Here is a 12,246-nt window from a genome sequence, read left to right as displayed (position 1 = left end):
AAGGAGAGATTGATAGAATGGTTTTAAAACAAACTTTAGTAGCTTTAGAAACGTTAGATAATGCATTTGTAACAGGAGAAACCGTTGCCGATTTATTTAAAGAATATCCAAATGTACAAACAGATGTTGTAAAAGTAACAGGGGAAAAAGGAAGCACAGATTTTATTAAGATTACCATACCGGGAGCAAAAGGGAAATCTGCTGGTGGCACCGTTCCGACATTGGGGATTATTGGGAGATTAGGGGGCATTGGTGCACGACCAAGCAGAATTGGGCTAGTCTCTGATGCTGATGGTGCCGTAGCGGCAATTGCTTCTGCTTTGAAACTAGCAGATATGCAGGTAAAGGGAGATGTACTTGCTGGGGATGTGATTGTATCCACACATATTTGCCCAGATGCACCAACAAGACCGCATGAACCAGTTGATTTTATGGATTCTCCAGTTGATATTTTAACAATGAATAAACATGAAGTAATTCCAGAAATGGACAGTATTATTTCAATTGATACCACAAAAGGAAATAGAGTGATTAATCATAAAGGGATTGCTCTTTCTCCAACAGTAAAAGAAGGTTACATTCTTCGAGTTAGTGAGGACTTACTAAGAATTATGGAAATGACGACAGGGAAATTTCCCGTCACCTTCCCTGTCACTTCACAAGATATAACGCCATATGGAAATGATTTATACCATATCAATTCTATTTTGCAGCCATCTGTGGCGACAGACGCACCAGTTATTGGCTTGGCAATAACTGCTCAATCAATCGTCCCAGGGTGTGGAACGGGAGCTAGTCATGAAACGGATATTGCAGATGCAGTTCGTTTTTCCATAGAGGTGGCAAAGGAAACAGCTAATGGTACTTGTGAGTTTTATGATAAAGATGAATTTAATAGAATAACAACCTTATATGGTTCCATGAAAGTCCTGCAAACAATGGGAAAAGCTGCTTCTCCTCAGTCTTAACCAAGTAATGCAGAGAGGGAGCATTGCTTCCTTTCTTTCCTTATAGTAGAGGAGAGAGTGACTTATAAAAAGGAGTTGTTTATATGAAAAAACTTGGAATGATTACAATTGGTCAAGCTCCAAGAACGGATGTTGCTCCAATTGTAGAGAAGTATGTAAACAAAGCGGAGCTTGTCCAAGTTGGAGTATTAGATGGGATGTCGAAAGATTATATTCAGACAAATCTATATCCTGAAGAAGGCGATTATGTTTTAACCTCTAGACTAGTAACAAATGAGTCGGTAGTTATGTCTCGCGAAAAAATAAAGCCAATTTTACAGGAGAAAATCTATTATTTAGAGAATATGGGAATAAGCCAAATATTGCTGTTGTGCACGGGTGTTTTTCCAGGGCTGCAAACAAGGAAAGCTTATTTAATTGAACCTGATCATATCATTCCCCCCACCATTAATGCGTTAGTAGGAAATAGAAGACTGGGAGTAATTGTTCCACTTAAGGAACAAATAAAGACGTCTCTTCCTAAATATGCCCCCTTAGGATTAAAACCTATTTTTAGTGTGGCATCACCATATAATATGAGTAGAGAGACCTTTAAGAATGCGGCTCAAGAATTAAAGAAGGAAGCAGATATAATTTTGTTGGATTGTATGGGGTATACAGAGAATGCTAGAGAGATGGTAGCCGAAATAGCTAATAAACCAGTCATTCTCTCCAATGCAATCATGGCAAAATTAGTATCAGAAATGATATAGGAGAGGGTAAAATGAATGAAAAAATGATAGAAACAAGCAAAAATGTTCTTGCTAACTGTTTAGGCATAAAAGAAGGAGAGTCATTTCTCGTTGTCACAGATGAAGCAAAGAGGGAAATAGCTGAATCCATATATGAAGCTGGCAAAGCGTTACGTGCTGAGACGATGTTTATTGTTATGCAGGACAGAGAAAAGTCGGGACAAGAGCCACCAGCAACTGTCGCAGCGGCCATGAAAGCAGCAGATGTGGCTGTTTGTGTAACGGCGCATTCCTTAACCCATACACAAGCTAGAAAAGAAGCAGTAGAGACAGGAACAAGGCTTGCGACAATGCCAGGAATAACAAAGGATATGTTCTTAGAAGGAGCCATTTCTGCAGATTATGAACAAGTGAGAATTCTTACGGAAGAAATAACAGACCAGCTTACAAAGGGAAAGCATGTCAAAATTGAAAAAGACGGCTATTGTTTAGCATTGGATATTACAGAAAGAAAGGGCATCCCAAGTACGGGGATGTACTTATATCCAGGGGAATCAGGTAATCTGCCGTCTGGAGAAGCATATATAGCACCAGTAGAAGGAACTGCAACTGGCACAATTGTCGTGGATGGCTCTGTGGCTGGAATAGGAAAGCTAAGTAATCCACTTAAGCTTACAATAAAAGAAGGTCGCCTAGTCGAGGCAGAAGGAGAAGAAGGAGAGCAATTATTAAAGATATTAGGCAATGGGGAAGGCAGAATGCTCGCAGAATTTGGGATAGGAACAAATGATAAGGCAAGGATCACAGGTGTGGTATTAGAGGATGAAAAAGTATACGGGACCATTCATGTAGCTTTTGGAAGCAATGCCACGTTTGGTGGAATAGTTTCAGCAGGCGTTCATATAGATGGAGTTGTCACCCAACCTACCGTATATATAGATGATGCATTATTGATGGAGAAAGGCGTATTGATCAAATAGCAAGGTGGTGACATGAGTGAGGGAATATACAAAAAGGGAAACGAGAATTGAGTTAGAAGGCTTATCAAAAGAGGAGCATTTACTTAATGAAACGATCGAGGTACTTACTGCTCATGAATCAGTAAGGGCTTTTCAATCGAAAGATATTCCGGCCAATATTCTTCAAACGATTATAACTGCAGCTAGAAGTGCACCAACTTCTTCAAACTTGCAGGCGTATAGCATTATTGTAATAAAGGATGAAGAAAGGAGATCACGGTTAGCTACCCTTTCTGGCGAACAGTCATTTATCCATGAGGCACCTGTGTTTCTAGTTTTCTGTGCAGATATTTACCGTTTGAAATATGTGACAGAATCACAAGGATATTCTTTTTTAGCCAATACGCTAGAAATGTTTCTTCTTTCCTCAATGGACGCCACCCTCGCCCTGCAAAATGCAGTAGTGGCTTCGGAATCATTAGGGTTAGGTTGTGTACCTGTTGGTTCCATTCGTAACCATCCTGATGCGGTTGCAGAGGAACTCGGCCTCCCAGCAGGCGTATTTGCTGTTTCGGGATTATCGATCGGCTTTGAAAAAGAAGGAACAAGGCGAGGCGTAAAGCCGAGATTGCCAGAAAAAGTAATGGTTCATCAGGAAAAATATACAATAGAAAATCTTGACGAGCTGCTAGAACAATACGATCATACGATGATTTCTCGTAAAACCTACGATGGCCGTAGAGTCTCCTTAGCTGGAGAACCAGAAAAGCAGGGAAAGGACTATGGATGGAGAGAACATACTGCTAGAAGATGCACGAGACCAGAAACGATCGCTGCCTCAGCAAGTTTAAGAGAAAATTTGAAAAAAGTATTAGAAAGTAGAGGCTTTTCTTTTTAAAGGAGGAATGGATATTGGATGTACTGGAGGCAATAAAAACAAGAAGAAGTTCACGCGCATTTGCAGAACGTGGCGGATTACCTCAAGAAATAGTTGATTCAATTGCACAAAGTATTTTACATAGTCCGTCAGGGAGCAATGCTCAAGAATCTCACTTCCTCATAGTCCAGAACGAAGAACAGATAAAAAGTATAAAAAGATTTTCCCCTGGTCTATCAGGAGATCCCGAGGCTGTTATTGTGTTGTGCTCCAACCCTGCAGAAGCCCTCCATAAAGGCGGAAAAGATTCGGAAGAAGTATTGCGTTTTGTAAATTTAGGAATAGCCGCTGCCTATATTCTTTTATCTACCCATTCATTAGGTGTCGGAAATTGCCCAGTTAGATCCTTTCATAAAGAAGCCATTAAGAAATTGTTGGAGCTTCCACATGAGATGGAGCCAGAGCTTCTCATCAGTTTAGGCTATTCAAAAGAATCTCCAAGAAAGAAAAAAAACAGGGAAAAAGAGGAGGTAATTTCTTTTGACAGATATGGAAACACGCAAAAATGAGAAGCTAGTAGAACTTGTTAGAGATTATAGCGGCTATATTCTTACAAGTGCAAAAGGACTATATCGAGAGCCTGCTCATTACGGACCACTAAGAATGGTTGGTGCATTGGAACGTACCTTAGTCTTATTAACAGAACTTGGAATAGAGGATAAGGAAATGGAAGAAGCGTTATCCTTTATACGAAAGGAGGGCTGGCGTGCTTTATCAGATCCGTTGGGATATGAGGAAGCATTAGACCAATCGATTGATCAGCTAGTTGAGCTTACCGTGCAAAATAAGGCGTAGAAGCATTAAAAAGTGTTTTTGAGTTGGCAAATAATAGAGGTTTTTCAACCGAAGACAAACCCAACTAATGATAGCGAAAATATTATAGGTTGGGTTTTAATTCATTAAAAAAGAAAGATTGTTGCATTATCGGTAGACTGAATAAGAGGTTTTGCTTTCTATTTAAATCTGGAATAAATTTCCGCGTTTTCTTTTGTGAATTTAATCACAAAATACTTGCATTAAGAAATATTCGATGTATAATAAAGATGTGAACGGAATGTGAATTCTATCACAATATATGTGATTTTTTTCACTAATTAAGTGAAAGGTTTCACATTCAATCTATTACAAAAGGAGTTTTTATACATGAAAGTAGTTGTAATTGGATGTACACATGCTGGGACAGCAGCGGTCAAAACGTTAGCAAATGTAAATAAAAATATAGATATAACTGTTTATGAAAAAAATAATAATGTTTCCTTTTTATCTTGTGGAATTGCTTTATATGTTGGCGGTGTTGCCAAAGATGCGAGTCAGTTATTTTATTCTTCACCAGAAGAGTTAAAAGCGCTTGGCGCAACGATGCATATGGAGCATGAAGTCCTAGAAATTGATACAGAAAACAAGCAAGTACATGTGAAGGACTTACAAACAGGCAAAGAAAAGATTGATCCATATGATAAGTTAGTAATGACTACAGGCTCTTGGCCAATAATCCCACCAATTGAAGGAATTAATCTGGATAATATATTGCTTTCTAAAAACTATAATCAAGCAAATGAAATTATTGAGCGTTCTAAGAATGTAAGAAATGTTACCGTAATTGGAGCGGGATATATTGGTGTTGAGTTAGTAGAGGCATTCGCGCTTAATGGAAAAAATGTCACGTTAATTGATAGTGAGGACAGAATTCTAAATAAATATTTAGATAAAGAGTTTACAGATGTGGTTGAGGCAGAATTTGCGGAGCGTAACATTCACTTAGCTTTACAACAAACTGTAACAAAATTTGCAGGTGATGAACGAGGAAAAGTAACAAAGGTTTATACCACAAAAGGAGAATATGAAACAGATTTAGTTATCTTATGTGTGGGCTTTAGACCAAACACAAATCTGTTAAAAGGTAAAGTAGACCTCCTTCCTAATGGTGCTATTAAAATTAATGAATATATGCAGTCAAGTAATCCAGATATTTATGCAGCAGGTGACAGCTGTGCTGTTAATTATAATCCAACTGGAGAAAAAATGTATATCCCTCTTGCAACAAATGCTGTTCGAATGGGAACACTTGTCGGCTATAATATTGCTGGACGACCATTGAAATACATGGGAACACAAGGGACTTCTGGCTTGCATATTTTTGGCTTAAATATGGCATCTACCGGATTAACAGAAGTTACGGCTAAATTTAATAATATCCCTTATGAAGTGGCAGAAGTAATCGATAATGATCGCCCAGAATTTATGCCGACATTTCATGAAATTCGTTTAAAAGTACTTTTCCATCAAGAGACAAGAGAAATTTTGGGGGCACAATTAATTTCAAAAGCAGATGTTACGCAAATGATGAATACATTATCTGTATGTATTCAAACTAAAATGACGATTGACGAATTAGGATTTATCGATTTCTTCTTCCAACCGCATTTTAACAAACCGTGGAATACATTAAATCAAGCTGGATTGGCAGCTATAGCAAAACAAAAAGAACTTGTTAAGCACTAGGTGAAAAGGATCATCTCTTTTTATAAAGGGGTGATCCTTTCTTTTTTGGGGGAAAGAAACGTATACTAGAAGAAATATAATAGGAGAGAGACAAATGATTGATTATATAAACCAGTCAACAGAAGAAATAGCACAGTTACTTTTAGGAAAAAAGCTTATTCATAAAACGCCGGCATATACGTATAGTGGTTATATTGTAGAGACGGAAGCCTATGTTGGGATAGAAGATATGGCTTGTCATAGCTATGCAGGCAGACGCACGCCTCGATTGGAATCGATGTATAAGTCAGGTGGAACCATCTATATTTACACGATGCATACCCACCATATGTTAAACATTGTTACAAAAGAAGAGGGAAATCCTCAGGCTGTTCTTATCCGGGCGATTGAACCTTTTGAAGGAATAGAAGAGATGGAAAAGAACCGAAAAACAAATGGTATAAATGTATGCAATGGACCTGGGAAGCTAACAAAAGCAATGGAAATCACCAAGGCTTTAAATGGTGTCTTTATAAATGAAGAATCTTTATGGATTGTAGATGGGAAAGTACCATCCCAAATAATCGAGTCTCCGAGAATTGGGATTCCAAATAAGGAGGAATGGACGCTAAAACCATTACGATATTATGTAAAAGGGCACCCATACGTATCAGGAATGAAAAAAGGCGAGGTGCTGTCTGCTGCAGATTATTGGCATTATGGATAACGGATAATTTGTTTGGAAACCGCTTTCTAATAAAAGGCTGATAAGATATGATGGATATAACTAACATAGAAGGGAATTGGTTAAAAGGAGTGAGTGAAATTGTTACCAATAAGACAACAAAAGATACTGCATCAGCTTATGCAGTCAAAGTCTCCGCTTTCCAGTGATTACTTAGCAAATGCCCTGGATGTAACCACGCGAACAATTAGAAGTGATATGAAGGCATTGATCGATACATTAAAAGATAATGGAGCAGAAATAGTACTGACAAGAGGGAAGGGGTATGAATTAGTTATAGGAAATTATCATTATTTTAAACCATTTTTAACAAAAATAATGAATGAAAATAACGTAAGTACACCCCTTCCAACGGAACCTGAGGAAAGAGTCGACTATATTCTAAAACGTCTATTATTGGCGGAAGAATACTTGAAAATTGAACAGTTTGCTGAGGAGCTTTTTGTAAGTGAATCCTCTATTAAAAATGATCTGAAAGAAGTAAGAAGATTATTAAAAGACTTTAATTTAAATTTAGATAAGAAGCCAAACTATGGTTTAAAAATCATGGGACAAGAAGCTAAGCTGCGTTATTGTCTTGCGGCATATGTGTTTGACCAAGATGAAACAGATTGGATACTTCCAAATAAAAAACTAGAAGAAATAAGAAAAATTATTATCGAACAAGCCGAAAAGGCGTCTATTTTTTTATCAGATATTGGCGTAAATAATTTAGCAACACATATTGCGATTGCCTGTATTCGCATACAAAATGATAATTATGTTTCCATGCCTTTAAAGGAAATGGAGCCTCTTAAAGAAAAGAGAGAATTTGCGATTGCCAAACAGATTGTCTTTTTTCTAGAAAAAACGTTATATGTTACTTTTCCTGAATCTGAAATAGCCTATATAACCATCCATTTATTAGGTGCGAAAATGGTAGTTTACCAGTCTGATAGCAGAGAGAATATGTTAGAAATGATTGAGGAAGATATTCTAGCATTAACAAAAGCGATGCTCCAAGAAGTGGAGCAAGAATTGGATCTAGAAATAGCCTATGATGAAGAATTAATCTACGGGTTATGTCTGCACTTAAAGCCGGCTATCAATAGATATAAATATGATTTAACTATAAAGAATCCTCTTCTTGCTGAAATCAAGAAAAATTATCAAATGTCCTTTGACGCTGCTGTTATTATGGGGAAATACTTAAGCAAACATAAGAGGATGGACATTAATGAAGATGAAATAGGCTATTTGGCATTACATATTGGCGCAGCGCTCGAGCGAAAGAAAGCAAAAGGCAGTGTAAAAAGATGCTTGATTGTCTGTGCTACTGGGGTGGCAAGTGCTCAATTACTGTATCATAAGCTTCAGTCCACCTTTGGCAATAAACTTGAAATTGTAGGAACTGCTAATATGTTTACCATTGATAATTATGATCTAAGTACATTAGACTTCATTGTTAGTACCATTCCTATTAACAGGGAATTAACCATACCTGTTATTGATGTACATACTATTTTAAGAGAGGAAGACATTAGTAAATTAGAGCATATGGTTGTGGATAGAGTTGAAACTACCTTACAATATTTTTATCCTGACCTTGGATTTTTTCAACAAGAGTATCAAACGAAGGAGGAAGTATTGGCGTTTTTAGCAAGAGAAATTATACAGAAGGGGATTGCGCCAGATCATTTCTTTGAGTTAATCATGGAACGAGAAGAGATTGCTCCAACAAGCTATGGAAACTCCATAGCCATTCCTCATCCTCTAAAACCAATCACTGACAGTACTTTTTTATCTATTTGCACGTTAAAAAAACCAATTCAATGGGGCGAAAATAAAGTGCAGCTTATTTTCTTATTAAGTGTCCAAAAAAAGTACAAGAAAGATATTCAAAAGCTATATCAGCTGCTAGTCAAAATATCAGGAAATGCCTATATGGTGAATCAGCTATTAAAGGTAAAGTCCTTTGACGAATTCAAAGAATGTATTTTAGCTATTGGCCAATAGGAATTTATAGAAGGGAAGGAACTCCGGATTAGAGTTCCTTTTTTTGAGTCAGCCATTTCCAGTTTAACGTGGAAAATAAGTGCATGTAAATGTAAGCGCTTATCCAATAGAATGGAAAACAAGAAATGAATCATATCATTTCCATTTAAATTAGGAATGGAGGTTAATCAATGAGTTTTAAAGACAAAGCTACCGAGACCCTTGGAAATGTTGCTTACAAAATAACAAATCAGAAATATATTATGGCCATAAAAAAAGCTTTTGTGACGTTAATGCCTGTCATTATAACAGGAGCATTTGCCGTTTTAATCGCGAATATGGTGATGGGAACAGAGAGTGGTTTAGCCCATTTTAAAGCATTTGCCTTTTTGGCTGATTACCAGCCAATTATGAAAGCGATCCAATATGCTACCTTGAACTTCCTTACAATTGGGGCCGTTTTTCTTATTGGGATAGAGCTCGGACGGATCAATGGCCATCAGTCGTTATTCCCTGGAATATTAGCATTAATGTCCTATGTTTCTGTCGTTCCAACAACGCTAGAACTGCTTGTTAATGAGAAGAGTCAATTAGTGGTTGATGTTTTAGCCAGGCAGTTTTCTGACCCAAAAAGTTTATTCCTCGGAATGATTATCGCCATTGTATCGGTTGAAATTTATTGCAAGTTATCGAAAGTAGATAAGCTGCAAATTAAGATGCCTGATAGTGTTCCGTCAAATGTTGCGACTTCGTTTTCAGCACTAATTCCTTCTATTTTAACTGTAACGATTGTTGCTACTTTTGGATTTCTTTTTTTCAAAGTTACAGGGATTTATTTATATGAAGCAGTATATAACATTGTACAAAGACCTTTAGAAAGTGTCATGCAAGGACTGCCAGGGATTTTGATTCTTATGTTTGTCGCCCAATTTTTCTGGGTGATTGGTATTCATGGAAATCAAATGGTAAAACCGATAAGAGAACCACTGCTGCTGGCATCTATTACTGTTAATATGACGGCATTCCAAGAGGGAAAGGAAATTCCTAATATTATCACAATGCCGTTTTGGGACGTGTATATGAATATTGGTGGTTCAGGAGTAACCATTGGTTTATTAATAGCGATCTTTATGGTATCTAAACGAGAAGAAATGAGAAGTATTGCAAAACTTTCCGCAGGACCAGGTGTGTTCAATATAAACGAGCCAGTTATCTTTGGATTACCAGTCATGTTAAATCCGGTTATGGCGATTCCCTTTATTATTACCCCGCTGATTACAGGGACAATCGGTTATATTGCTACAGTAACTGGCTTTGCTGCTAAGGCTGTTGTTATGGTTCCATGGACGACTCCGCCTATTATTAATGCATACCTATCTACGGCCGGAAGTATTGGAGCGGTTATTACCCAGATCATTTGTATTGTCGTATCTGTTCTAATTTACTTGCCATTTGTATTGATTGCCAATAAGGCTCCTGCTGTTCCGGAAGAAGAGTAATTTAATAGGGAAAGGGAGGGGGAGATAAATCTGACAATCGGATCGTATAGGAAAGAGGGGATGATTCCTCTTTTCTCCTATCCGACCAATACTTGTGAGGTGGTCTATGATGGATCATTAGGCAATGCAGTTAACAGCTACTTGTGAAGGGTAAGGAGGAAAAAATAATGGAACAAATGAAAGTTACTATTCCAGATCATTTTATTTTAGGAGCAGCATCATCTGCGTGGCAAACGGAAGGATGGGCTGGAAAGAAGGATTCACAAGATTCCTATATGGATATCTGGTATAAAAATAATAAAAATGTTTGGCACAATGGCTATGGACCAGGAATCGCTACAGACTTTTACCATCGATATAAAGAAGATATCAGCATAATGCAGGAAATTGGGTTAACGCATTACCGGACATCGATCAATTGGTCCCGTTTCTTGGTGGATTATGAAAACGCAGTGGTAGACGAGGAGTATGCTCGATATGTCGATAATGTTATTAATGAGCTGATAGATAAAGGTGTAGAGCCAATGATTTGCTTAGAGCATTATGAATTACCGGCTGCTCTTTTTGAAAAATATGGCGGTTGGAACGATAGACATGTTGTGGACTTATTCGTCAAATATGCAGAAAAAGTATTCGAGCGTTACGGTCGTAAAGTGAAGCACTGGTTTACTTTTAATGAACCAATTGTTGTGCAGACCCGTGTATATTTAGATGCAATACGTTATCCATTTGAGCAAAATACCCAAAAGTGGATGCAGTGGAATTATCATAAAGCACTTGCTACTGCTAAGGTTGTTGCCTTGTTTAAAGAAAAGCAGCTGCATGGAACAGGAGCTAAAATCGGGGTTGTTTTAAACCCAGAGGTAACATATGCGAGATCTTCGGCTCCGCATGACCAAGATGCTGCCCGCATTTATGATTTGTTTTTTAATCGAGTATTTCTAGATCCCTCGATTAAAGGAGAATATCCAGCAGAATTAATGGATCTTTTACACAAACACGATATTTTATTTGAACATACAGAAGAGGATTTAACGGTAATAAGAAATAATACCGTTGATTATGTGGGGATTAACTTATATTATCCTCATCGTGTAAAGGCAAGGACAACGGCATGGAACGAAAATACCCCTTTTCATCCGGCTTATTATTATGAAATGTTCGATATGCCAGGTAAGAAAATGAATCCATTCCGAGGCTGGGAAATCTATCCGCAGATTATGTTTGATATGGCAACTCGCTTGAAAGAGGATTATGGCAATATTGAGTGGTTTGTAGCCGAGAATGGAATGGGTGTGGAAAATGAGTTTAAGTATAAAGACGAAAGTGAAGTAATCCAAGATGATTATCGCATTGAGTTTATTAGCGAACATCTTAAATGGTTATTAAAGGCAGTCGAACAAGGTGCAAACTGTAAAGGATATATGCTCTGGGCATTTACGGACAATGTTTCGCCGATGAATGCTTTTAAAAATAGATATGGACTAGTTGAAATTAATTTAGAAGAAAATCGAAACCGAAAAATGAAAAAGTCAGCTTATTGGTATAAGGAAATCATTAAATCTCGAGAAATCACCGTAAAAAATGATGATTTTATTAAATAATAGGAGGAATGAAGAATGAAAAGAATAATATTAGCTTGTGCAGCAGGTATGTCTACTTCCATTGTAGTATCAAAAATGAAGGCAGCTATTAAGGCAAGAGGCGAAGAAATTGATGTTTATGCCATTCCAGAAGGAGCAATTGCTGATGAATTAGCAACTTCAAGCGAAGGGGTAATGGCCATTCTTCTAGGGCCACAAGTACGATTTATGAAACAGGCGGCAGAAAGTGCTGCGAAACCATTTGGAATTCCAGTGGATGTCATTGATACAAGATTATACGGTACAGCTAATGGAGAGAAAATACTAGATCATGCATTATCATTAGCTAAAAATTGACGAAGAGAATAG

General features: G+C 37.5%; 12 protein-coding genes. All 12 read left to right on the top strand.

Translation table 11 applies throughout. The annotated features are described in order from the left end of the window. The first annotated feature begins 17 nt into the window (after positions 1 to 17). The 12 genes from NX902_RS23405 (at position 18) to NX902_RS23350 (ending at position 12,234) form a co-directional block, all read left to right on the top strand. Positions 18 to 968 (top strand): DUF1177 domain-containing protein, encoded by a 951-nt coding sequence (locus NX902_RS23405; protein WP_163185116.1) that lies wholly within the window; start codon positions 18 to 20, stop codon positions 966 to 968. Between the two features lie 83 nt (positions 969 to 1,051). Next, positions 1,052 to 1,720 carry an AroM family protein gene (locus NX902_RS23400; protein ID WP_163185119.1) on the top strand — a complete coding sequence of 223 codons (669 nt, stop codon included), beginning with the start codon at positions 1,052 to 1,054 and terminating at the stop codon, positions 1,718 to 1,720. Positions 1,721 to 1,731: 11 nt separating this feature from the next. After that, complete coding sequence (locus NX902_RS23395) at positions 1,732 to 2,679, top strand: aminopeptidase (protein ID WP_095329474.1); 948 nt, start codon at positions 1,732 to 1,734, stop codon at positions 2,677 to 2,679. 16 nt (positions 2,680 to 2,695) lie between these two features. Then, positions 2,696 to 3,556: an NADPH-dependent oxidoreductase gene (locus NX902_RS23390; RefSeq protein ID WP_123258524.1), complete on the top strand. Its 861-nt coding sequence runs from the start codon at positions 2,696 to 2,698 to the stop codon at positions 3,554 to 3,556. 14 nt (positions 3,557 to 3,570) lie between these two features. Next, positions 3,571 to 4,104 (top strand): nitroreductase family protein, encoded by a 534-nt coding sequence (locus NX902_RS23385; RefSeq protein WP_163185122.1) that lies wholly within the window; start codon positions 3,571 to 3,573, stop codon positions 4,102 to 4,104. Beyond that, positions 4,085 to 4,390, top strand: coding sequence for a DUF6092 family protein (locus tag NX902_RS23380; protein ID WP_095329520.1), 306 nt, complete (start codon positions 4,085 to 4,087; stop codon positions 4,388 to 4,390). Before NX902_RS23385 ends, NX902_RS23380 begins: the two co-directional genes overlap by 20 nt. 348 nt (positions 4,391 to 4,738) lie before the next feature. Then, on the top strand, positions 4,739 to 6,097 hold the full coding sequence (locus tag NX902_RS23375) for an FAD-dependent oxidoreductase (RefSeq protein WP_095329477.1): 1,359 nt from the start codon (positions 4,739 to 4,741) through the stop codon (positions 6,095 to 6,097). A 97-nt stretch (positions 6,098 to 6,194) separates the two neighbouring features. After that, positions 6,195 to 6,803 carry a DNA-3-methyladenine glycosylase gene (locus tag NX902_RS23370; protein WP_204259824.1) on the top strand — a complete coding sequence of 203 codons (609 nt, stop codon included), beginning with the start codon at positions 6,195 to 6,197 and terminating at the stop codon, positions 6,801 to 6,803. Between the two features lie 99 nt (positions 6,804 to 6,902). Beyond that, complete coding sequence (locus tag NX902_RS23365) at positions 6,903 to 8,816, top strand: BglG family transcription antiterminator (RefSeq protein ID WP_123258522.1); 1,914 nt, start codon at positions 6,903 to 6,905, stop codon at positions 8,814 to 8,816. Between the two features lie 170 nt (positions 8,817 to 8,986). Next, positions 8,987 to 10,294 carry a PTS sugar transporter subunit IIC gene (locus tag NX902_RS23360; RefSeq protein ID WP_172859482.1) on the top strand — a complete coding sequence of 436 codons (1,308 nt, stop codon included), beginning with the start codon at positions 8,987 to 8,989 and terminating at the stop codon, positions 10,292 to 10,294. A 167-nt stretch (positions 10,295 to 10,461) separates the two neighbouring features. Continuing rightward, positions 10,462 to 11,898, top strand: a complete 1,437-nt coding sequence (locus tag NX902_RS23355) for a glycoside hydrolase family 1 protein (RefSeq protein WP_095329481.1) — start codon at positions 10,462 to 10,464, stop codon at positions 11,896 to 11,898. 15 nt (positions 11,899 to 11,913) lie between these two features. Then, the gene (locus NX902_RS23350; protein WP_123258521.1) at positions 11,914 to 12,234 is read left to right on the top strand and encodes a PTS sugar transporter subunit IIB; all 321 of its coding nucleotides are present in this window, start codon (positions 11,914 to 11,916) and stop codon (positions 12,232 to 12,234) included. Positions 12,235 to 12,246: the final 12 nt, after the last annotated feature.

Source organism: Niallia sp. FSL W8-0954, from assembly GCF_038005605.1.
GTDB classification, from domain to species: domain Bacteria; phylum Bacillota; class Bacilli; order Bacillales; family Cytobacillaceae; genus Niallia; species Niallia circulans_A.
This window is presented reverse-complemented; position numbering and strand designations above follow the sequence as displayed.

What these genes read in the sequence shown, in the direction of transcription:
- NX902_RS23400 (WP_163185119.1), top strand. Translation starts at nt 1,052, where the DNA reads ATGAAAAAACTTGGAATGATTACAATTGGTCAAGCTCCAAGAACGGAT.
- NX902_RS23355 (WP_095329481.1), top strand. Translation starts at nt 10,462, where the DNA reads ATGGAACAAATGAAAGTTACTATTCCAGATCATTTTATTTTAGGAGCA.
- NX902_RS23405 (WP_163185116.1), top strand. Translation starts at nt 18, where the DNA reads ATGGTTTTAAAACAAACTTTAGTAGCTTTAGAAACGTTAGATAATGCA.
- NX902_RS23350 (WP_123258521.1), top strand. Translation starts at nt 11,914, where the DNA reads ATGAAAAGAATAATATTAGCTTGTGCAGCAGGTATGTCTACTTCCATT.
- NX902_RS23395 (WP_095329474.1), top strand. Translation starts at nt 1,732, where the DNA reads ATGAATGAAAAAATGATAGAAACAAGCAAAAATGTTCTTGCTAACTGT.
- NX902_RS23380 (WP_095329520.1), top strand. Translation starts at nt 4,085, where the DNA reads ATGGAAACACGCAAAAATGAGAAGCTAGTAGAACTTGTTAGAGATTAT.
- NX902_RS23375 (WP_095329477.1), top strand. Translation starts at nt 4,739, where the DNA reads ATGAAAGTAGTTGTAATTGGATGTACACATGCTGGGACAGCAGCGGTC.
- NX902_RS23360 (WP_172859482.1), top strand. Translation starts at nt 8,987, where the DNA reads ATGAGTTTTAAAGACAAAGCTACCGAGACCCTTGGAAATGTTGCTTAC.